This window comes from Alkalilacustris brevis (assembly GCF_003350345.1).
In the GTDB taxonomy this organism is placed as follows: domain Bacteria; phylum Pseudomonadota; class Alphaproteobacteria; order Rhodobacterales; family Rhodobacteraceae; genus Alkalilacustris; species Alkalilacustris brevis.
On sequence record NZ_QNVJ01000058.1, the window covers coordinates 17,704 to 38,290 of the forward strand.

Here is a 20,587-nt window from a genome sequence, read left to right on the forward strand (position 1 = left end):
GCCGTTGGGGTAGGGGCAGCGTGCGCGCGATTACGCCGCCTTCATCTGTCGCCTCGCCGCCCCGGCATGTCATCGGGCGCCCGTCGCGGCGGGCGCACCTTGCCCACCGCCCATAGCGGCCCGGCAAATACCGTGCGGAACAGCGGGTTGCTGTTGACCGCCCCTTTCACCTTTTCAAAGCGCATCACATCCTCGATCCGCCGATCGAGGAAAGCCCATGTCGCCTGGTAGCCGGCGCTCTGATCCCCCAGCCAGTAAAGCACGGTCGAGGAATAGACCCCCGAAAGGATGCTGCGCTTGCTGTACCAGTTGATATCGTCGGATGTGTCGCCCAGGGCGTTCCAGATGCGGTCGGCGGTGTTCCAGATCGCGCGCGCCCCGTCCGCCGCATAGGGCGGCAGCGCGAACAGCGTGACCCCGCGGCGCACTGCCTCGCGGTCTTCGGCGGCCTCGATCCGCAAGCGGACCGCCAGCGCGATCCTGTCGCGGATGCGCAGGGCGCCCAGATCGGTCGCCGCCAGCCGCTCAAGCATCACTCGGTCGCCACGCTCGTGCCAGGCCAGGGCCAGGTCAACCGCCCCGCGCGGGCAGAGCATATGCGCCACCGGCGCGGGAACGCCGCTGTCGGCAATGGCGGCGCGAAAGGCCGCCTGGCTCCAGCCATCGAAGGCGACATGGGGCAGGATCGCGTCAAGCAGCGCCTCTTTCTGGGCGGATGGGTCGCTGTGGTCGGAACGGTCGGGCATCGGAGCCTCCTCTTGCGGCGCGGTCCTGCTGGACAAGATAGGTGCATCTTGCTATATCGCCACTTCCTGCAAATCACGGAAACTCTAACTTGGAAAGGTGGTGACAACCACATGCAGGTAAGTGTTCGCGACAACAACGTCGATCAGGCACTTCGCGCGCTGAAGAAAAAGCTCCAGCGTGAAGGCGTGTTTCGGGAAATGAAGCTTCGGCAGCATTTCGAGAAACCCTCCGAGAAGAAAGCCCGCGAGCGTGCCGAAGCGATCCGGCGTGCGCGCAAGCTTGCGCGCAAGAAGGCACAGCGCGAAGGGCTGCTCTGAAGCGCCCTGACCGATGGCGAACCGGCGGGCGTGCCTGCCACAAGCGACCCCCGTGGCCCCGGCTTCGGGGGTTTGTCTTTTTTGGGCGCGCCTCTCGGCGAATTGACGCCAGACATGGCGCGGGGGCGCGGTGCAGGGCTGGTTCATCGCGGCGCGTGCAGATAGTCTGGCGCGCAAGAGGAGCCACAAAGGGCTGATCCGCCGATGGCAGAAACGCGCATGATGACGCACGGCTTCGCGATCGGGCTGGCGCTGGCCACCGCACTTGTGCCAGGCCGGGGAACGGCGCATCCGCATGTCTTCGTCGATGCCGGGGTCGAGGTGGCCTTCGATGAAGACGGCCGCCTTGCCGCGTTGCAGGTTGTCTGGGTCTATGACGAATTCTATTCGATGTTCGCCATCGACGATTACGGCTTCGACCGCGAATACACCGGCAACCTGACCGAGGATGAGCGCGCCGAGCTCACGCAGATCTATTCCAACTGGGACGAAGGTTTCGCGGGCGATCTTTATGTCTATGCAGGGGGCAGGCGGCTGGATCTCAGCGGCCCCGTCAGCCTTCAGGCCGATTACCGCGACGGGCGGATCATCGTCGCCCATACCCGCGCGCTGCGCGAACGGATCGCGGTGGGGGGCGATCGCGTGACGATCCAGGTTTATGACCCGACCTATTACGTCTCCTACAGCCTGGCCGGCAGCCCCGGCATCAAGGGCCGCGGCGATTGCAGCGCCGAAGTCTCGGGCCCCGACCTTGAGGCTGCACAAGCCCGGCTGGAGACCGAACTGGACGCACTCGAGGCCGAAGGCTACGACCCCTGGGAGATCGATGCCGAATTTCCCGAGGTGGGCGAAGCCTTCGCGGAAACGATCCTGGTGACATGCGCAAGCTGATCCTCACCTTCGCCCTGCTGCTGGCGCTGGGGCTGGCCGGGGTATGGCTGGCGGGCGGGTTCGACCTGCTGGCGCGCTGGGCCGCCGAGGGGCAGCGCAGCTTTCAGAACGCCATGGCCGGCACCCTGCGCCAGTTGCGCGCGGGCGAGGCGGGCGCGCTGGCGGCGCTGATCGGCGTGGCTTTTGCCTACGGGTTCTTTCATGCCGTGGGGCCGGGGCATGGCAAGATCCTGATCGGCGGCTACGGGGCGGCCAGCCGGGTGCGGCTGGCGCCATTGGCCGGGATCGCGCTGGCCTCCAGCCTGATGCAGGCCACTACGGCGGTGGCGCTGGTCTATGGCGGGGTTTTTCTGTTCGAGGCCGGGCGCGACACGGTGCTGGGCCTTGGCGAGGGCGCGATGACGCAGGCCAGCCTTGCCGCGATCGGCGCCATCGGGTTGTGGCTGGTCTGGCGCGGGGCGCGCGGGCTTTACGGGCTGGCGCAGGTGGCGGTTCGGCCCGCCCCGGCCATGATGGCCGCCGGTCACGCGCATGACCAGGGTCAGTCCCACGATGCCGCGCCCTGCGCCGATTGCGGCCACCGTCACGGCCCGGCCCCTGACGAGGTGGCGCGCCTGCGCGGCTGGCGCGATGCGGCGCTGCTGATCGGCGCCATCGCCATGCGCCCCTGCACGGGTGCGCTGTTTCTGCTGATCCTGACCTGGAACATGGGGCTTCAGGCGGCCGGAATCGCCGGCACCTATGCCATGGGGCTGGGCACCGCCGCCGTCACTGTAGCGGTGGCCGCACTTTCGGTTTCGGCGCGCGATGGTGCGCTGATCTGGGCCGGGCGGCTTTCGGCGCTGCGCGTCGTGGTGCCGATGCTGGAACTGGCGGCAGGCGCGCTGGTGGCGCTTGTCGCGGGGCAGATGTTGCTACGCGGCGGCTGGTAGGGCCGCGCCACCGGCAGGCCGAAGCAGTGGCTCTGCAAGAGGGCGCGGCCCGCAGTGTTGCAAGCGCGCCGCCGGGACGGCGGCGCCGCCCCCGCGTTGCCCCGGCCGCAACAGCAGCCGGCGGGTCGTCAGCCGCGGGCTTTCAGCAGGTCGCGGATTTCGGCCAGAAGCTCCTCCTGCGTCGGGCCGGCGGGCTGGGGTGCGGGTTCGGGCGCGGCCTCTTGCTTGCGGCGGGTGGCCTCTTTCAGCCGGTTCAGCCCCTTGACCAGAAGGAACACCACCCAGGCGATGATCAGGAAGTTGATCACCGCCATGATGAAGCTGCCATAGGCAAAGACGGCGGCTTCCTCGCCCTCGTCCAGCGGGATGCCCAGCCCCGAGAAATCCATCCCGCCGGTAAACAGGCTGATGATCGGGTTGATCAGATCACTCACCAGGCTCGAGACAATGGCCGTGAAGGCCGCGCCGATGATGATCCCCACGGCCATGTCCATGACATTGCCGCGGGCGACGAAGGTGCGAAATTCGCTCAGCATTTCCATGTTCCCCGTTCAACAGGCATCAAGAAAGCTTGAGCGCGAAACCCCGCAAAAGGCAATCGCGAAACTGCACCAGGCCGGGCCGAGGGGCGGAATTATCAGCCCGGCAGCGTGCCCTCCAGCACATAGCGCAGGATATCGACCACCTGCTGCGGGGTCTCGGCCACGGCCTGCGCGGCTGCGTCGACCTCCTTGAGGGCATGGGCGTGTTCCGGCCCGTGCAACACGATCAGTGACTTGCCCAGTGCCGCCGCCTGGCCGGCGTCAAAGGCCGCGTTCCATTGCTTGTACTTGTCGCCGAAGCGCACGACCACAACGTCGGCATCGGCGATCGCCTTGCGGGTGCGGATGGCGTTGAGGGCCGCGCCCTTGCGGTCATGCCAGAACTTGTCTGGCTCGGCCCCCAGGATGGCGACGCCGCAATCGTCCGAGGCATCGTGATCGGTGACCGGCGCGGTAAAGCGCACCGCCAGCCCGCGGGCGCCGTCCATGATCTGCTTGCGCCAGTCCGAGTGGATTTCCCCGGCAAGATAGACTGTCAGTTCCATGCGGCTATTTCCTTTCATTCCTGTCGTTGTCATCGGGATCGCGCAATGGCAGCGCGGTTTGCAGGGTGGCGATCACCTCGTCATCGGAGACTTGCGTGAAATCTCGGTAGAACTGCCCCACCGCCTGAAAATGCAGTGGGCTTTCCAGGCAGATCACCCGGTCGCAGACACCGCTGAGCCGCGCCAGCGCCGCCGGCGGGGCCACTGGCACGGCCAGGATCACCTCGGCCGCGCCCTGACCGCCGAGGCCGGCGAGTGCGGCGCGCATCGTGGCGCCGGTGGCAATGCCGTCATCGACCACGACCACCTGCCGCCCGTTCACCGGTATCGGCGCGCGGCCCTGCAGGTAGCGCGCGCGCCGGTCGGCGATTTCGGCCCTGAGCCGGGTGATGCTGTCGTGCAGATCGTCGGGCGTCAGCCCGTGCAGCGCCAGCACATCGTCGTTGAAGACGGCCTGCGGCCCCTCCGCCCCTTCCATGACAGCGCCCGCGGCCAGTTCGGGCGCGCCGGGCACGCCGATCTTGCGCACCAGCACCAGATCGAGCGGCGCGTTCAGACGCCGCGCAACCGGCAGGGCCACCGGCACACCGCCGCGGGGCAGCGCCAGGACCAGCGGCGCAGTGCCGCTGCCGCCGCCCGGCGCTTGCGCGGCAAGCTCCTGCAATACCCTGTCGGCCAGCCGTTCCCCGGCCTCGGCGCGGTTTGCGAACATTGCCCTACCTCCCGGTGTCATCATGCGCGCCAGCGCGACGGGTGCCAAGGGGCAGCCTGCCCCTTTGCCGGGGTACGCGCACCGGCTTCTGCCTGCGCGCCGGGGGTCAGACGGCGCGTCGTGGATATTTGGGCCAAGAAGAGGGGCCAGTCTCTCGCCCCTCGTTGTGCGCTGTTCCGCCCAAGGCCACCGTCAGCCGCGCAGAGTGCCGCCCGTGGCGCGGCTGACCTTTTCGACGATCTTCCGACTCACGGATTCGATTTCGGGCTCGGTCAGGGTCTTGCCGCTGGGCTGGAGCCGCACCGAGATGGCCAGCGACTTGCGCCCCTCGCCCATCTGTGCCTCGGCTTTCGGGCCGCTGAACTCATCGAAGACCGATACGCTTTCGATCAGTGCCTTGTCGGCCCCGCGCGCGGCGGTGAGCACGGCCTGCGCCTCCACGCCCGCATCGAGCACGAAGGCGAAGTCGCGTTCGACCGCCTGATGGTCGTGCAGCGTGAGCGCGGCGCGCGTCGCGCCCTGTGCCCGCGGGAAGGGCACCGCAGCCGGCCAGACGGTAAAGGCCACGGCCGTGCCCTTGATCCCGAGGCTGCGCAGCACCTTGGGGTGCAGTTCGCCAAAGGCGGCCAGCACGTTCTTTGGCCCCAGCGTCAGGACGCCCGAGCGCCCCGGATGCCACCAGGGTGCCACGTCGCGCCCGATCTGCAGTTTTGCCGGTGCGCCAATCGCGCCCAGCAGGGCCTCGGCATCGGCGCGGGCGTCGAACAGATCGGCCGCGCGGCGGCTGCCATGCGGATCACGCGGGGCGACCGCCCCCACCAGCAGGCCCGCAGCCTGCAACGCCTGTTCGCCCGGCGCGCCACCGGTGAAGGCCGGGCCGACCTCGAACAGTGCCAGATCGGCAAAGCCGCGTGCCTGATTGCGCGCGGCTGCCTGCAACAGCCCCGGCAGCAGATCGGGGCGCAGATGGGTCATTTCCGACGAGATCGGGTTTTCAAGCCGGACGTCCTCACCGCCTCCGCCGAACAGCGCCGCCGCGTCGCCGTCGATGAAGGAATAGCTGACGCATTCATTATAGCCCAACGCCGCCAGCATTCGCCGCGCCGTGCCTTCGCGCCGCTGCATCGGGGTGAGCACCGGGCGCGGCACGCCCACTTGCGGGCGGGGCAGCGGCTTGCCTTCCAGCCGGGTGAGCGAGGCGACGCGCGCGACCTCTTCGACAAGATCGGTCTCGCCCTGGATGTCGGGGCGCCAGCTGGGTGGAAAGGCCTGCCCGTTCTCGAGCCGGAAACCCAGCGTCTCGAGCGTGGCACGCTGCTCGGCCTCGGGGATGTCCATGCCGACGATGCGCACCACGCGCGCCGGATCGAATGCATGGCTGCGCGTCGTGTCCGGCACCGCGCCGTCGCGCACCACGTCCGAGGGCTCGCCGCCGCACAGATCGAGGATCATCCGTGTCGCGGCCTCGAGCCCCGGCTCGGTGAACGCTGGGTCCACCCCGCGCTCGAACCGGTAGCGCGCATCCGAGTTGATCTTGAGCGCGCGGCCGGTGGCGGCAATGGTGATCGGGTCCCAATAGGCAGATTCCAGAAAGACATTGACGGTGGCATCGGTGCAGCCCGTCGCCTCGCCGCCCATGATGCCGGCCAGGCTCTCGGCGCCTTCGTCATCGGAAATCAGCATCTGGCCGGGCTGCAGCGCATAGGTCTTTTCATCGAGCGCGGCGAGTTCCTCGCCCCCTTGCGCCGGGTGGATGTGCAGGTTGCCCTTCACCTTGTCGGCATCGAACACATGCAGCGGGCGGTTGAGATCGAAGGTGAAGAAATTGGTAATATCCACCAGCGCCGAAATGGGGCGCAGCCCGATCGCCTTGAGCCGGCGCTGGAGCCAAATGGGGGAGGGGCCGTTCTTCACCCCGCGGATCACCCGCCCGGTGAAGAGCGGGCAGCCCTTATCCTTGAGTTCGGGCGCGATTTCCACGCCGATGGGGCTGGCGAAGCTGCCCTCGACCGGAATGATCTCAAGCGGCTTGAGCCGCCCCAGCCCGCGCGCAGCCAGATCGCGCGCCACCCCGCGCACGCCCAGCGCATCGGGGCGGTTGGGGGTGATGGCGATCTCGATCACCGGGTCGTTCAACCCGGCATAGTCGATGAAACGGGCACCCAGAGGCGCATCCTCGGGCAGGTCGATGATGCCATCGTGATCGTCCGAGATCATCAACTCGCGCTCGGAGCACAGCATCCCGTTCGACTCGACCCCGCGGATCACACCCGGCTTCAGGTCAATGCCGGTGCCGGGGATATGCGTGCCCACCGGAGCGAACACCCCCACCATCCCCGTGCGCGCATTGGGGGCGCCGCAAACCACCTGCACCTCTTCGGGGCGGCCGCCGGGGCCGTCGGGCCATGTCTCAACACGGCACAGGCGCAGCCGATCGGCATCGGGGTGTTGAGCGGCCTCGATCACCCGCGCGATGCGAAAGGCGCCCAGCGTCTCGGCGGGGTCTTCCACCCCTTCGACCTCGAGGCCGAGATCGGTCAGCGCCTCGACGATCTCGGCCAGCGGTGCCTCTGTCTCCAGATGGTCCTTGAGCCAGGAGAGGGTGAATTTCATCGTGCCATCCTTGCAATGCGGGTCTGTTGCGCGGATTAGCGCAAAGCGGCCCCGGTGAAAAGCCGCCCGCCCGATTTCCGGATTGGAAACGCAGCGTTCCGGCCATGACGGGTGATTGCCCGTGATCCGCCCATTTTCCGCCCTGATCGGCCGGCAACAAGTGCGCATGACCAGATTGCTTGAAATTCCCCGAGATCGTCCCCGCCGCAGCACCTGGATGACGCCGCTCGTCGCCGCACTGGGCCTTCTGTTTCTCCTGTCGATTCACCTGATGGCCGCGGGCCCCGAACAGGTGGCATCGAACGGGACGCAATCGGCGGGCGGCGAAATCGCGGCCGACTGAGCCTTGCCGCATCGCACCGCCCAAAAATGCAAACTGTGCAGTAACACAAGAGGATCGCTTGCTTGATATTCCCGCCGACCGCCCGCACCGCCGCCCCTGGCTTGTCGCTGCTGCAACTTGCGCCATCATCGCCTTCTTTGCCGTTCTTCATGGCGCCGCGGCGTCAAGCGACGACGTGACATTCAGGCAGGCCGGGACCAATGCAGGCGAAAGCGCACATACGCGCCATCCGTGATCTTGTAGGCCCAAGCGGCCCGCCATCGCTCCAGCCCTCTTGCATCCTGCGCGGCAAGCGCGCAGATGGCCGGGGCAGCAAGCCATCTGACGGGTACGGATACGATCTATGCGCCGTTTGAGCGAAATCCCGGGTTTCTGTAATCTCCTGTCTTGCCGCAACTTCCGGGTCGTCAGGAGATCCCGCCTGAGTTGAAATTGCATTTGCGAAAGGCAAGAACGCATGACCGACCGGCTGACCGCCGCCGAAGAGCAGATCGCGCATCTGTCACGGATCGTGGACGAGCTGTCCGAAATCATCGCCCGTCAGGAAGACGAGATCGGGCGTCTAAGACGCCGTGTCGCGCAGCTGATCGAACGCGAGGCCGAACGCGAGGCAGATGCCGGCGGGCAGATATCGCTGTCCGATCAGCGACCGCCGCATTGGTAGGGCGTTGCCACCTGAACGCGAGGACCCTGGGCCCGGGTCCAGGGGAGGGCCTTTCGGACATGCCCGTTTTCGGCGCGGCTGCGCCGCACCGAAGCCTCCGGCCGGGATATTTTGCCACAGTGAATTTGCAGCCGCGCCATCGCCCTTCACTGTGAAGAAAATATCCGCGCCGCAGGCCCCCGCCGGTCGGGCGCGCGCGCTCAGACCTCTTCGACCATCACCACGCCGTCGACGGCTGCGATCGCCCCCTTGACCTGGGGCGTCACGGGCAGATCGCTGCCGATGGTGATGTCGTATTCCTCGCGTGTTTCCGGATCGGCCACGCAGAATATGATCGGCCCGCGCCCCTGCCGCGGGGCCTTGCCCAGCCGCCCCAGCAGATTGGCGACCGAGTGCACCGCGCTTTCGACCTCGAGATATACGCGCAGCCCGGCCGCGCCGGCGCCCGCGGCGGCCTCGTCCACCGGCTGCACACCGCGTGCCAGCAGCTTGAGCGTGTCGCCCTCAAGCGTGGCCTCGACGGTCAGCACCACCGCCGCGCCGGTTTCCAGATGTTCGCGCGCGGCCTCCAGTGTGTCGGAGAATACCGTCACTTCGTACAGCCCGGTAGTATCGGAAAGCTGGACGAAGGCAAAGCGGTTGCCACGGGCGGATTTGCGCTCCTGCCGGGCTGAGACGACCCCGGCCATGCGCGCCACGAACGCCCCGCCCTGGGCCTTGCGCTCGACCTCGGCCAGGGTCAGCACCCCCTTGCGCCCCAGCGCGCCGGCGTAATCGTCCAGCGGGTGCCCCGACAAGTAGAACCCGATCGCCATGTGCTCACCCGCCAGCCGCTCGGTCGGCAGCCAGTCGTCGCGCGGCGAAAGGCGGGGCTCGGGGATATCCTCTCCTGCCTCGCCGAAAAGGGAAACCTGGTTCGATTCGCGGGCGTCATGCACGGCCGCAGAATAGGCCACCAGCGCATCCAGTGCCTCGAACACCCGCGCGCGGTTGCGGTCAAGCACGTCAAACGCCCCGGCGCGCGCCAGCATCTCCAGCGGGCGCTTGCCCACGCGCTTGACGTCCACCCGCCGGGCGAAATCGAACAGGTTGACGAAAGGCTGTTCGCCGCGCGCCTTGACGATAAGCCGCATCGCCTCGACGCCCACGTTCTTCAGCCCCCCCAGCGCATAGACGACGCGCCCCTCGGACACGCTGAACATCGCCTCCGAGCGGTTCACACAAGGCGGCACCATCTCGATGCCCAGCCGGTCGACTTCGCGCTTGTAGACATTGAGCTTGTCGGTGAGGTGGATGTCGCAGTTCATCACCGCGGCCATGAACTCGACCGGGTGATTGGCCTTCAGCCAGGCGGTCTGGTAGCTGACCACCGCATAGGCCGCTGCGTGCGACTTGTTGAAACCGTAATTGGCGAATTTCTCCAGCAGGTCGAAGACCTCTCCGGCCTTCTTTGCGTCGACGCCGTTCTGTTTTGCCCCTTCGATGAACTTGGGGCGCTCGGCGTCCATCGCCTCCTTGATCTTCTTGCCCATGGCGCGGCGTAACAGGTCGGCGCCGCCAAGGCTGTAGCCCGCCATCTCCTGCGCGATCTGCATCACCTGTTCCTGATAGACGATGATGCCCTGGGTTTCCTCGAGGATATGGTCGATCAGCGGATGGATCGATTCTCGCTCGCGCTGGCCGTTCTTGACCTCGCAATATTTGGGGATGTTCTCCATCGGGCCGGGCCGATAGAGCGCCACCAGCGCCACGATATCCTCGATGCAGGTGGGCTTCATGCGCCGCAGCGCATCCATCATGCCCGAGCTTTCCACCTGGAACACCGCCACCGTGCGCGCGCTGGCGTAAAGCTCATAGGTTTTTTCGTCATCGAGCGGGATCATGACCGGGTCCACCTCGACCCCGCGCGGCTTGAGCAGATCAACCGCGTTCTGGATCACCGTGAGCGTCTTCAGGCCGAGAAAGTCGAACTTCACCAGCCCTGCCTGCTCGACCCATTTCATGTTGAACTGGGTGGCCGGCATGTCCGAGCGCGGATCGCGGTATAGCGGCACCAGTTCATCAAGCGGGCGGTCGCCGATCACCACCCCCGCGGCGTGGGTCGAGGCATTGCGCAACAACCCCTCGATCTGCTTGGCGTAATCGAGCAGCCGGCCCACCACCTCCTCGGTGCGCGCCGCCTCGCGCAGGCGCGGCTCGTCGGCCAGCGCCTTCTCGATCGAGACCGGCTTCACCCCCTCGACCGGGATCATCTTCGAAAGCTTGTCGACCTGGCCATAAGGCAGTTGCAACACCCGCCCCACATCGCGCACCGCCGCCTTGGACAAGAGCGCGCCGAAGGTGATGATCTGGCCCACCTTCTCGCGCCCGTATTTTTCCTGCACATACTGGATCACCTCCTCGCGGCGATCCATGCAGAAATCGATGTCGAAATCGGGCATCGACACGCGCTCGGGGTTGAGGAAGCGCTCGAACAGAAGCTTGTAACGCAGCGGGTCCAGATCGGTGATGGTCAGCGCCCAGGCGACAAGGCTGCCCGCGCCCGAGCCCCGGCCCGGTCCCACCGGGATGTCCTGGTCCTTGGCCCATTTGATGAAATCAGCCACGATCAGGAAATAACCGGGAAACCCCATCCCCTCGATGATGCCCAGCTCGTAATCGAGCCGCGCCTCGTAGTCCTCGACCGTGGCAGCATGAGGGTTGACGCGCAACCGATCGGCCAGGCCCGCGCGCGCCTGGCGGCGTAGCTCCTCCACCTCGTCATCGGCGAAACGCGGCAGGATCGGGTCGCGCTTCTCGGCCTTGAAGGCGCAGCGCCGGGCGATCTCGACAGTGTTCTCCAACGCCTCGGGCAGATCGGCGAACAGTGCCGCCATTTCTTCGGATGTCTTGAAATAATGCTGCGGGGTCAGACGCCTGCGCGGGGCCTGCTGGTCCACGTAAGCGCCCTCGCTGATGCACAGCAGCGCGTCATGGGCCTCATACATGTCGGACTTGGGAAAATGCACGTCATTCGTGGCGACCAGCGGCAGATCCATCGCATAGGCCATTTCGACCAGCCCGCGTTCGGTGGCGCGCTCGGCCTCGGTGCATTGCCCGCCCTCGCCTGGGTGGCGCTGCAACTCTACGTAAAGCCGCCCCGGATAGATCGCTGCAAGCCGGGTCATCAGCGCCTCGGCCCTGGCGCGCTGCCCGGCCTGCAGATGTCGCCCGATCGCCCCGTCCGGCCCGCCCGACAGGCAGATCAGCCCGTCCGCATGCGCCTCGAGCTGCTCGAGCGTCACCTGCGGCTCAAGCCCCGTGTCCTCCAGATAGAGACACGAGTTCAGCTTCATCAGATTGCCATAGCCTGCCTCGGACTGCGCCAGCAGAACGATCGGTGCAGGCGTGCGCGGGCGCTCGCCCGGCTGCACCGGATCATGGGTGATGCTTACCTGGCAGCCAATGATCGGCTGCACCCCGGCCCCCGCCGCGAGCACGGAAAATTCCAGCGCCGCGAACATGTTGTTGGTGTCGGTCACCGCCACCGCCGGCATGTCATGGGCGCGGCACAGCCTGGCCAGCGATTTCACCGGCACCGCCCCTTCCAGCAACGAGTACTCGGTATGCAGGCGCAGGTGAATGAATCGGGGAGGCTTGGTCATGCCACAAGGTTAGGCGCAGCCGGGCAAAAGCGAAAGTAGGTTGCCGCAGGAAAATGCCTCACGCCACGAACCCCCTTGCATGGGCGGCATTTTGCCGCTTTGCTGAAAACCACAGCAGGGGGTAGCGCCGACCTTACGCCGCATCGGGTCAGGCACCAGGGTCCCCCACCCAGAGACTGGTAACGCGGCAGGTCACTGATACATGACACAAACAGCGTTTCTGTTGAACGGAGCGCCCGTCACGCTGGCAAACTGCCCGGCCACGCGCACGCTGCTCGACTGGCTGCGCGAGGAACGCGGCCTCTCCGGCACCAAGGAGGCCTGCTGCGAGGGCGATTGCGGGGCCTGCACCGTCATGGTTACCGACGCAAACGGCAGCCGCGCGCTCAACGCCTGCATCCTGATGCTGCCGCAACTGCATGGCAAGGCCGTGCGCACGGTCGAAGGCATCGCGGCCCCCGACGGCACCCTCCACCCGGTGCAGCAGGCGATGATCGACCACCACGGCAGCCAATGCGGCTTCTGCACACCCGGTTTCATCGTCTCGATGGCCGTGGGCCACCTCAACGCGCACCCCGCCCCCGATACGCTGCTGGCCGGCAACCTGTGCCGCTGCACCGGCTACGCCCCGATCCTGCGCGCGGCCCGCGCCGCCGCCTCCGCCCCGGTTCCCGACTGGATGCGCGACGACCAGAAAGCCATCGCCGATCTGCCCTTCACTGTGGGCCAAGTATCCTCGGGGGGTGGCCCCGCCCAGGCGGGGCCGGGGGGCAGACAGCCCCCCGCAACTTCAGGGTCCGGGGGCAGACAGCCCCCCGATTCGGCCGCCGGCTTTCGTCCCGGCAGTTCCGATGAATTGGCCGCATGGTATGCCGCCAACCCCGAGGCCCGGCTGATTGCAGGCGCCACCGATGTGGGGCTGTGGGTCACCAAGGCACTGCGCGATCTCGGGCCGGTGGCCTTCATCGCAGGGATTGAGGATCTGCGCGGCCTTTCGTTCGACGACCACCATCTCAAGGCAGGCGCCTGCGTCACACTCGCCGAGTTCGGCGCCGCCATCGCCCCGGCCTATCCCGCGCTCGGCGAACTGGTTCGCCGCTTCGGGTCCGAACAGGTGCGCAACGCTGCCACGGTGGGGGGCAACATCGCCAATGGCTCACCGATCGGCGACCTGCCGCCGGCACTCATCGCGCTGGGCGCACGGCTGCACTTGCGCTGTGGCGATGCACGCCGAGAGATCGCGCTCGAGGATTTCTTCCTCGATTACGGCAAGCAGGACCGTGCCCCCGGCGAATTCGTCGAAGGTGTCAGTGTCACGAGGCAGCCGGGGCGGCTTTTCTGCTACAAGCTGTCCAAGCGGCTCGATCAGGATATCTCGGCCGTCTGTGGCGCCTTCTTCATCACGCTCGACGGCGGCGATCGGGTCGCGCAGGCCCGCATCGCCTATGGCGGCATGGCCGGGGTGCCTGCGCGTGCCCGCGCGCTCGAGGCGGCGCTGGAAGGGCTGGACTGGCGGCCCGAGGCAGTGGCGGGCGTGCTCGACGCCTTGAGCGAAGATTTCAGCCCGATCAGTGACATGCGCGCCTCGGGCGGCTACCGGATGCGCGCCGCGGGCAACATGCTTCTGCGCGCCTGCCATGAAAGCCGGGGCGGCGGTGTCAGCATACTGGAGGTCGCGCCATGAGCATCCGCAACCCGCTGCCCCACGATTCCGCGCTGCGCCATGTGACCGGACAGGCGCGCTATGTCGATGACATCCCCGCGCCCGCCGGCGCGCTGCATCTGGCTTTCGGCCTTTCGGAGGTTGCGCATGGTATACTGCACGGGCTCGATCTTGAGGCCGTGCGCGCCGCCCCCGGCGTGCACGCGGTATTCACGGCGGCCGACCTGCCGCACGCCAATGATGTCAGCTCCGCCGCGCATGACGAGCCTTTGCTGGCTGATGGCCATGTGCATTACCTGGGCCAGCCGCTTTTTCTGGTGCTGGCCGACAGCCACCTGGCCGCGCGCCGCGCCGCGCGGCTGGGCCGCGCCGAGATCGACCCGCTGCCGCCGCTTCTGAGCATCGACGACGCGCTGGCCGCAGACAGCTATTTCGAAGGCGGGCCGCGCATCTGGGCGCGCGGCGATGCCGAGGCCGCAATCGCCGCCGCACCGCGCCTGATCGAGGGCGAGATCGAGATCGGCGGGCAGGAACATTTCTACCTCGAAGGCCAGGCCGCGCTGGCGCTGCCGCAGGAAGGCGGCGACATGATCGTGCATGCCTCGTCGCAGCACCCGACCGAGGTGCAGCACAAGGTGGCCGAGGTTCTGGGCGTTGCGATGCACGCGGTGCGCATCGAGGTGCGGCGCATGGGTGGTGGCTTTGGCGGCAAGGAAAGCCAGGCCAACACCCCGGCGGTGGCCTGCGCGGTGGCCGCGGCGCTTATCGGCCGCCCCTGCTGTATGCGCTATGACCGCGACGACGATTTCATGATCACCGGCAAGCGGCACGATTTCCGCATCCAGTACCGCGCGGGGGTTGACGGGGAAGGGCGCGTGCAGGGCGTGGTCTTTCGGCAGTATGCCCGCTGCGGCTGGGCGCAGGATCTGTCGCTGCCGGTCTGCGACCGCGCCATGCTCCATGCCGACAATGCCTATTTCCTGCCCGCCGTGCGCATCGAAAGCCACCGCCTGCGTACCCACACCCAAAGCGCCACGGCCTTTCGCGGCTTTGGCGGGCCGCAGGGCATGGTCGGGGTCGAGCGGTTGATGGATCAAATCGCCCATGCGCTGGGCCGCGATCCGCTGGAAATCCGCCGCGCCAATTTCTATGATCCGCCAGCCGGGACACTCCTCGCCAAGCCAGCGAAAACGCCGCGCAACCTCACCCCCTATGGCATGGAGGTGGAGGATTTCATCCTTGATGAGATCACTGAGCAGTTGCAGAAATCTGCCAATTACACCCAACGCAAGGCTGATATTGCCACCTGGAATAGCAAAAATCCGATATTGAAGCGCGGAATCGCGCTGACGCCGGTGAAGTTCGGAATCTCTTTCACGCTAAGCCATCTCAACCAGGCCGGAGCGCTGGTGCATGTGTATCAGGATGGCTCGATCCAGCTCAATCACGGTGGCACCGAGATGGGCCAGGGGCTGTTCGGCAAGGTCGCGCAGGTGGCGGCGCATGCCTTCGGCGTGCAGGACGGCGCAGTGCGCCTGACCGCCACCGATACCGACAAGGTGCCCAACACCTCGGCCACGGCGGCCTCGTCGGGGTCGGACCTCAACGGCATGGCGGTGCGCGCGGCCTGCATGACGATCCGCGACCGGCTGGCCGGGATGCTGGCGCAAGAACATCAATGCCGCCCCGACGAGGTGCGCTTTGCCGGCGGGCGGGTGCAGGCGGGCGCGGGCGACTACAGTTTCAATGAAGTCGTCCGGCGCGCCTATCAGGCCCGGATCAGCCTGTCGGCCACGGGCTTTTACAGCACCCCCAAGCTGAGCTGGGACAGGATCGCCGGGCACGGGCGGCCGTTTTACTATTTCGCCTATGGCGCGGCGGTGAGCGAGGTGGTGCTCGACACCCTGACCGGCGAGCACCGCATCCTGCGCACCGATATCCTGCACGACGCTGGCAGCAGCCTGAACCCCGCGCTCGATATCGGCCAGATCGAAGGCGGCTATGTGCAGGGCGCGGGCTGGCTGACCACCGAGGAACTGGTCTGGGATGACAAGGGCCGGCTGCGCACCCATGCGCCCTCGACCTACAAGATCCCCGCCTTTGGCGACCGCCCGCGCGTGTTCAACGTGGTGCTCCATGACGCGCCCAACCGTGAGGATACCATTCACCGCTCCAAGGCGGTGGGCGAGCCACCCTTGATGTTGGGGATTTCGGTGCTGATGGCGCTGTCGGATGCGGTGGCGGCCTGTGGCGATGGCACGCTTTATCCCGCGCTGGATGCGCCGGCCACGCCCGAGCGGGTGCTCTGGGCGGTCGAGCGCCAGCGCGCCGCAAGCCGCCGGCAGACAGTTCCATGAGCTTTGAGCCGCAAACCCTGGCGCACGAGATTGCGGCGCATGGCCCGGTTGTGCGGGTGCTGATCGCCGGGCACGAGGGATCGAGCCCGCGCGAGGCGGGCGCGTTCATGCTGGTTCATGCCGAGGGGCAATCGGGCACCATCGGGGGCGGCGCGCTGGAATATGCCGCAAGCCAGCGCGCGCGGGAGATGCTTGCACGGGCCGATCCGCATACGCTGGTCGAACGCCATGCGCTGGGCCCCCGGCTGGGCCAGTGCTGCGGCGGCGCGGTGACGCTGGTCTATGAATGGTTCGACGCCGCGCGGCTGGCTGAACTGGAGGGCCACGCCGAGAACGGCCTGATCGCCCGGCCCGTCACCGTTGAGGCCTGCCGCCGCAGCGTGCCGCCCCTTGCCCTGCGCCGCCTTCTGGCCGCTGCGCGCAACGGCGCGACACCCCCGCCGGCGGCCCCGCGGCTGGTGCAGGGCTGGCTGGTCGAGCCTGTCTCGCAACTGCGCCGGGTGCTTTGGGTCTGGGGCGCGGGGCATGTGGGGCGCGCCATCGTCGCCATGGCCGCGCCGCTGCCGGATTTCGCCATCACCTGGGTCGATACCGCGCCGGCGCGCTTTCCCGACCCCGCGCCCGAGGGCGTGACCATTGTGCCTGCCGCCGACCCCGCCGCGCTGGTGGCCCATGCCCCGCGCGGGGCCGAGCACCTGATCCTGACCTATTCCCATGCCCTCGACCTGGAGCTTTGCCACCGGCTGCTAGGCCATGGCTTCGCCCGCGCCGGGCTGATCGGGTCGGCCAGCAAATGGGCGCGGTTCCGGGCGCGGCTGCGGGCGCTGGGGCACGCCGATGCCCGAATCGCGCGCATCACCTGCCCGATCGGTGCGCCGGAGTTGGGAAAACATCCGCAAAAGATTGCGCTTGGTGTTGTCGCTGACATGCTGTCACGGCAGGTTGGAGCGGTTGATTCACGGGGGCAGGCCGGATGAGTGACACCACAGAGGCGCTGTTGCGGGTCGAGGGGATAACCCGCGCCTATCCCGGCGTGATCGCCAATGACGACATCTCCTTCGCCATCCGCCCGGGCGAGGTGCACGCCTTGCTGGGTGAGAACGGTGCAGGCAAGTCCACACTGGTCAAGATTATCTACGGGCTGGTGCGCCCCGATGCCGGGCAGATGTGGTTTCAGGGCGCGCCCTTTCACCCCGCCGACCCGAGTGCCGCGCGCGCTGCCGGCGTTGGCATGGTATTTCAGCATTTTTCGCTCTTCGATGCGCTCGACGTGGCCGAGAACGTCGCGCTCGGCATGGAAAATGCGCCGCCCCAGCGCCAGCTTGCGCGCTCGATCCGCGAGATCAGCCAGGCCTATGGCCTGCCGCTCGACCCGTCGCGGCTGGTGGGTGAGTTGAGCGCGGGCGAGCGCCAGCGCGTCGAGATCGTGCGCTGCCTGCTGCAAAACCCCAAGCTGCTGATCATGGACGAGCCCACAAGCGTGCTGACCCCGCAGGAGGTGGAAATCCTGTTTCGCACCCTGCGCAAACTGGCCGCCGAGGGCACCGCAATCCTTTATATCAGCCATAAGCTGGAAGAGATCCGCGCGCTGTGCGAGGCCGCCACGATCCTGCGCGATGGCCGCGTGGTCGATACCTGCAACCCGCGCGAGAAGACCGCGCGCGAATTGGCCGAGATGATGGTGGGCGGCACGCTTCAGCAACCCGCGCGGGCCAAGGCCCCCCCCGGCGAGACAGTGCTGGAACTGGACATTCGCACCTTGCCGCCCGCTTTGGCCTTCGGCACCACGCTGCGCGATCTGTCGCTGTCGGTCCGCGCGGGCGAGATCCTGGGGATCGGCGGAGTGGCGGGCAACGGGCAGGACGAGCTGCTGGCCGTGCTTTCGGGCGAGACGCGGCTGCCGGCGCAGGCGCTCAAGCTGAGCGGGATCGGGATAGGGCGGCTTGGTGCCGAGCGCCGCCGCGCGCTGGGGCTGCTGTCAGCGCCCGAGGAAAGGCTGGGCCATGCGGCCGCCCCCGACATGTCGCTGACGGAAAACGCCCTGCTGACCGGCGCCTCGCGCGAACGGCTGGTGTCTTCGGGCTTCATCCGCTGGGGGCGCGCGCGGGCCTTTGCGCGCCGCATCATCCAGGAATTCGACGTGCGCACACCGGGTCCCGCAACCCCGGCGCGGGCGCTTTCGGGCGGCAATTTGCAGAAATTCGTCATCGGGCGCGAGGTCTTGCAGCGGCCTGATGTGCTGGTGGTGAACCAGCCGACATGGGGCGTGGATGCCAAGGCGGCCGCCGCGATCCGTCAGGCGCTGATGGATCTGGCGGCGCAGGGCGCGGCAGTTGTCGTGATCAGCCAGGACCTGGATGAACTCATGGAAATCGCCGACCGATTTGCCGCGCTCAATGCCGGGCGCCTCAGCCCGCCGCGCGATATGCGTGAGCTTTCGCTTGAGGCGATCGGCCTGATGCTGGGCGGTGCCCATGACATGGAGGTTGCCGCGGATGATGCGGTCGAACGCACCGGGGAAGTGATCAGCGAACTGGTCCAGCCCGGCGCCGCCAACGAGGAGCCCCGCCCATGATCCGGCTTGAGCGCCGCCCGGCCCCGTCGCGATTCTGGACCGCTGCCACACCCGTGCTGGCGGTGCTGCTGACCATGCTGGCGGGGGGGCTGATGTTTGCGCTCCTGGGCAAGGACCCTGTCGCGGCGATCCGCATCATCTTCTGGGATCCGCTGTTCAATCCGCAATTCGCCTCGTATTCGCGGCCGCAGCTTCTGGTGAAGGCGGGGCCGCTGATCTTGATCGCGGTGGGGCTCTCGTTCGGGTTCCGGGCCAATATCTGGAACATCGGCGCCGAGGGGCAATACATCATCGGTGCGCTGTGTGGCGCTGGGGTGGCGCTGGCCTTCTACCCGCTGGAGGCCTGGTTCATCTTTCCGCTGATGGTGCTGGCGGGGGCGCTGGGCGGCTGGGCCTGGGCGATGATTCCGGCGATCCTGAAGACGCGCTTCAACACCAACGAGATCCTCGTGTCGCTCCTGCTGGTTTATGTGGCCGAGCGGCTGCTGGCGGCGCTGGCGATGGGGCGGATGCGCAACCCCGAAGGCGGCGGCTTCCCCGGCTCGCGCAACATTGCCAACTATCCTTCGGCCTCGAACACCGAACTGATCGCGAACACGGGGATGCACTGGGGCGTGGTCACGGCCTTCATCGCGGTGATCTTCGGCTACATCCTGCTGCATCGGCACATTCTGGGCTATCATGTGCAACTGGCCGGGCAGGCCCCGCGCGCGGCGCGCTTCGCCGGGGTCAACCCAGACCGGCTGGTGATGTTCTGCCTTGGCCTCGCGGGGCTGCTGGCGGGGCTTGCAGGCATGTTCGAGGTGGCCGGCCCGGCCGGGCGCATCAATATCGACTTCGGCTCGGGCTATGGCTTCACCGCGATCATCGTGGCGTTTCTGGGCCGGCTGCATCCAATTGGCATCCTGCTGGCCGGGCTGCTTTTGGGGCTGACCTATATCGGCGGCGAGTTGGCGCAGATGATGCTGGGGCTGCCCTCGGCGGCCATTCAGGCCTTTCAGGGGATGCTTCTGTTCTTCCTTCTGGCGCTCGATATGCTGTCGAATTACCGTATCCGGCTGAAGCCGCGCGAGGTGGCGTGATGGACCTTTCCTCGATCAATCCGATCGTGCTGATCGCAAGCATGATGGCGGCGGCGACGCCGATCCTGCTGGCCGCCACGGGCGAGCTGATCTGCGAGAAATCCGGCGTGCTGAACCTCGGGGTCGAGGGGATGATGATCACCGGCGCCGTTTGTGGCTTCGTCGTTGCCGCCGGCACCGGCAACCCCTGGCTGGGCTTTGCCTTTGCGGCGCTGGCGGCGCTGGCGATTTCGCTGATCTTCGGCATCATCACGCAGGTTCTCATGGCCAACCAGGTGGCCACGGGGCTGGGGCTGACGCTGTTCGGGCTGGGGCTGTCGGCGCTGATCGGCCAGGGCTATCAAGGGGTGCGGCCACCACGGGTGCCGCGCATCGAGATCCCCTATCTGTCCGATATCCCGGTGCTGGGGCGCATTCTGTTCAGCCATGATCCGATGGTCCACATTTCGCTGCTGCTGGTGGTGGCGGTCTGGGTATTCCTGAAGTTCACTCGCGCCGGGCTGATCCTGCGTGCGGTGGGCGAGAACCATCACGCCGCCCATGCACTGGGCTATCGCGTGGTGCGGGTGCGGCTGATGGCGATTGCCTTTGGCGGCGCGATGGCCGGGCTGGGCGGCGCCTATCTGAGCCTCGTGCGGGTGCCGCAATGGACCGAGGGCATGACCGCCGGCGCAGGCTGGATCGCGCTGGCGCTGGTGGTGTTTGCCGCCTGGCGGCCCTGGCGGCTGTTGCTGGGTGCCTATCTTTTCGGCGGCATCGTCGTCCTGCAATTGAATCTGCAGGCCGCCGGGGTGCGCATCCCCGTCGAATACTTGGCAATGTCGCCGTATCTGATAACGATTCTCGTGCTTGTGATCATATCCTCGTCGCGCGGGCGCAACGCCCTGAACGCGCCGGGGTCATTGAACCGGACCTACCACGCCTCGCAATAGACGGGGCCCAAACCGGCACGCCGCAGGC

Annotated in this window: 17 protein-coding genes; 11 read left to right on the forward strand and 6 right to left on the reverse strand. The window is 67.2% G+C overall.

The window, feature by feature from the left end:
• Positions 1 to 41: 41 nt before the first annotated feature.
• Positions 42 to 746 (reverse strand): COQ9 family protein, encoded by a 705-nt coding sequence (locus DQ229_RS08835; protein ID WP_114965916.1) that lies wholly within the window; start codon positions 744 to 746, stop codon positions 42 to 44.
• A gap of 111 nt (positions 747 to 857) precedes the next feature.
• Between DQ229_RS08835 and rpsU the strand changes: the two genes are divergently transcribed.
• From rpsU to DQ229_RS08850, 3 genes are all read left to right on the forward strand, one after another.
• Entirely contained in the window at positions 858 to 1,064 is a 207-nt protein-coding gene (rpsU, locus tag DQ229_RS08840; RefSeq protein ID WP_114965917.1) for a 30S ribosomal protein S21, read from the forward strand.
• A gap of 204 nt (positions 1,065 to 1,268) precedes the next feature.
• Positions 1,269 to 1,955, forward strand: a complete 687-nt coding sequence (locus DQ229_RS08845) for a DUF1007 family protein (RefSeq protein ID WP_114965918.1) — start codon at positions 1,269 to 1,271, stop codon at positions 1,953 to 1,955.
• Complete coding sequence (locus tag DQ229_RS08850) at positions 1,943 to 2,887, forward strand: nickel/cobalt transporter (protein WP_114965919.1); 945 nt, start codon at positions 1,943 to 1,945, stop codon at positions 2,885 to 2,887. Before DQ229_RS08845 ends, DQ229_RS08850 begins: the two co-directional genes overlap by 13 nt.
• 128 nt (positions 2,888 to 3,015) lie before the next feature.
• Here DQ229_RS08850 and mscL read toward each other — a convergent pair whose 3' ends face one another.
• The 4 genes from mscL to pheT form a co-directional block, all read right to left on the reverse strand.
• Positions 3,016 to 3,429 carry a large-conductance mechanosensitive channel protein MscL gene (gene mscL / locus DQ229_RS08855; protein ID WP_202909544.1) on the reverse strand — a complete coding sequence of 138 codons (414 nt, stop codon included), beginning with the start codon at positions 3,427 to 3,429 and terminating at the stop codon, positions 3,016 to 3,018.
• 95 nt (positions 3,430 to 3,524) lie between these two features.
• On the reverse strand, positions 3,525 to 3,974 hold the full coding sequence (locus tag DQ229_RS08860; RefSeq protein ID WP_114965920.1) for a YtoQ family protein: 450 nt from the start codon (positions 3,972 to 3,974) through the stop codon (positions 3,525 to 3,527).
• Between the two features lie 4 nt (positions 3,975 to 3,978).
• Complete coding sequence (locus DQ229_RS08865; RefSeq protein WP_114965921.1) at positions 3,979 to 4,686, reverse strand: phosphoribosyltransferase; 708 nt, start codon at positions 4,684 to 4,686, stop codon at positions 3,979 to 3,981.
• A gap of 192 nt (positions 4,687 to 4,878) precedes the next feature.
• Positions 4,879 to 7,299: a phenylalanine--tRNA ligase subunit beta gene (gene pheT / locus DQ229_RS08870; protein WP_114965922.1), complete on the reverse strand. Its 2,421-nt coding sequence runs from the start codon at positions 7,297 to 7,299 to the stop codon at positions 4,879 to 4,881.
• Between the two features lie 115 nt (positions 7,300 to 7,414).
• On the opposite strand from pheT, the gene DQ229_RS16300 reads away from it, so the two are divergent.
• Both DQ229_RS16300 and DQ229_RS08875 read left to right on the forward strand, forming a co-directional pair.
• Complete coding sequence (locus tag DQ229_RS16300) at positions 7,415 to 7,642, forward strand: hypothetical protein (RefSeq protein ID WP_155326480.1); 228 nt, start codon at positions 7,415 to 7,417, stop codon at positions 7,640 to 7,642.
• A 457-nt stretch (positions 7,643 to 8,099) separates the two neighbouring features.
• Positions 8,100 to 8,306 (forward strand): SlyX family protein, encoded by a 207-nt coding sequence (locus DQ229_RS08875; RefSeq protein ID WP_114965923.1) that lies wholly within the window; start codon positions 8,100 to 8,102, stop codon positions 8,304 to 8,306.
• Between the two features lie 200 nt (positions 8,307 to 8,506).
• Here the strand turns inward: DQ229_RS08875 and dnaE are convergent, their stop codons facing one another.
• The gene (gene dnaE, locus DQ229_RS08880) at positions 8,507 to 11,950 is read right to left on the reverse strand and encodes a DNA polymerase III subunit alpha (protein ID WP_114965924.1); all 3,444 of its coding nucleotides are present in this window, start codon (positions 11,948 to 11,950) and stop codon (positions 8,507 to 8,509) included.
• A 202-nt stretch (positions 11,951 to 12,152) separates the two neighbouring features.
• Here dnaE and xdhA point away from each other — a divergent pair, with 202 nt between their 5' ends.
• The 6 genes from xdhA to DQ229_RS08910 are packed head-to-tail and all read left to right on the forward strand — an operon-like array spanning position 12,153 to position 20,559.
• Positions 12,153 to 13,634, forward strand: a complete 1,482-nt coding sequence (gene xdhA / locus DQ229_RS08885) for a xanthine dehydrogenase small subunit (protein ID WP_114965925.1) — start codon at positions 12,153 to 12,155, stop codon at positions 13,632 to 13,634.
• Positions 13,631 to 15,970 (forward strand): xanthine dehydrogenase molybdopterin binding subunit, encoded by a 2,340-nt coding sequence (gene xdhB, locus DQ229_RS08890; protein WP_114965926.1) that lies wholly within the window; start codon positions 13,631 to 13,633, stop codon positions 15,968 to 15,970. Before xdhA ends, xdhB begins: the two co-directional genes overlap by 4 nt.
• Positions 15,967 to 16,947 (forward strand): xanthine dehydrogenase accessory protein XdhC, encoded by a 981-nt coding sequence (gene xdhC / locus DQ229_RS08895; RefSeq protein WP_114965927.1) that lies wholly within the window; start codon positions 15,967 to 15,969, stop codon positions 16,945 to 16,947. The genes xdhB and xdhC overlap by 4 nt, the downstream gene beginning before the upstream one ends.
• Positions 16,944 to 18,545, forward strand: coding sequence for an ABC transporter ATP-binding protein (locus DQ229_RS08900; protein WP_114965928.1), 1,602 nt, complete (start codon positions 16,944 to 16,946; stop codon positions 18,543 to 18,545). The genes xdhC and DQ229_RS08900 overlap by 4 nt, the downstream gene beginning before the upstream one ends.
• The gene (locus DQ229_RS08905) at positions 18,542 to 19,627 is read left to right on the forward strand and encodes an ABC transporter permease (RefSeq protein ID WP_114965929.1); all 1,086 of its coding nucleotides are present in this window, start codon (positions 18,542 to 18,544) and stop codon (positions 19,625 to 19,627) included. Before DQ229_RS08900 ends, DQ229_RS08905 begins: the two co-directional genes overlap by 4 nt.
• Positions 19,627 to 20,559, forward strand: coding sequence for an ABC transporter permease (locus tag DQ229_RS08910; RefSeq protein WP_114965930.1), 933 nt, complete (start codon positions 19,627 to 19,629; stop codon positions 20,557 to 20,559). Before DQ229_RS08905 ends, DQ229_RS08910 begins: the two co-directional genes overlap by 1 nt.
• Positions 20,560 to 20,587 lie beyond the last annotated feature (28 nt).

Bases quoted from the DNA above. Each gene is read 5' to 3' on its own strand.
- xdhC (WP_114965927.1), top strand. From the start codon at position 15,967: ATGAGCTTTGAGCCGCAAACCCTGGCGCACGAGATTGCGGCGCATGGC.
- pheT (WP_114965922.1), bottom strand. From the start codon at position 7,299: ATGAAATTCACCCTCTCCTGGCTCAAGGACCATCTGGAGACAGAGGCA.
- xdhB (WP_114965926.1), top strand. From the start codon at position 13,631: ATGAGCATCCGCAACCCGCTGCCCCACGATTCCGCGCTGCGCCATGTG.
- DQ229_RS08910 (WP_114965930.1), top strand. From the start codon at position 19,627: ATGGACCTTTCCTCGATCAATCCGATCGTGCTGATCGCAAGCATGATG.
- DQ229_RS08850 (WP_114965919.1), top strand. From the start codon at position 1,943: ATGCGCAAGCTGATCCTCACCTTCGCCCTGCTGCTGGCGCTGGGGCTG.
- DQ229_RS08860 (WP_114965920.1), bottom strand. From the start codon at position 3,974: ATGGAACTGACAGTCTATCTTGCCGGGGAAATCCACTCGGACTGGCGC.
- DQ229_RS08900 (WP_114965928.1), top strand. From the start codon at position 16,944: ATGAGTGACACCACAGAGGCGCTGTTGCGGGTCGAGGGGATAACCCGC.
- DQ229_RS08865 (WP_114965921.1), bottom strand. From the start codon at position 4,686: ATGTTCGCAAACCGCGCCGAGGCCGGGGAACGGCTGGCCGACAGGGTA.
- dnaE (WP_114965924.1), bottom strand. From the start codon at position 11,950: ATGACCAAGCCTCCCCGATTCATTCACCTGCGCCTGCATACCGAGTAC.
- DQ229_RS08905 (WP_114965929.1), top strand. From the start codon at position 18,542: ATGATCCGGCTTGAGCGCCGCCCGGCCCCGTCGCGATTCTGGACCGCT.
- mscL (WP_202909544.1), bottom strand. From the start codon at position 3,429: ATGGAAATGCTGAGCGAATTTCGCACCTTCGTCGCCCGCGGCAATGTC.
- DQ229_RS08835 (WP_114965916.1), bottom strand. From the start codon at position 746: ATGCCCGACCGTTCCGACCACAGCGACCCATCCGCCCAGAAAGAGGCG.
- rpsU (WP_114965917.1), top strand. From the start codon at position 858: ATGCAGGTAAGTGTTCGCGACAACAACGTCGATCAGGCACTTCGCGCG.
- DQ229_RS08875 (WP_114965923.1), top strand. From the start codon at position 8,100: ATGACCGACCGGCTGACCGCCGCCGAAGAGCAGATCGCGCATCTGTCA.
- xdhA (WP_114965925.1), top strand. From the start codon at position 12,153: ATGACACAAACAGCGTTTCTGTTGAACGGAGCGCCCGTCACGCTGGCA.
- DQ229_RS08845 (WP_114965918.1), top strand. From the start codon at position 1,269: ATGGCAGAAACGCGCATGATGACGCACGGCTTCGCGATCGGGCTGGCG.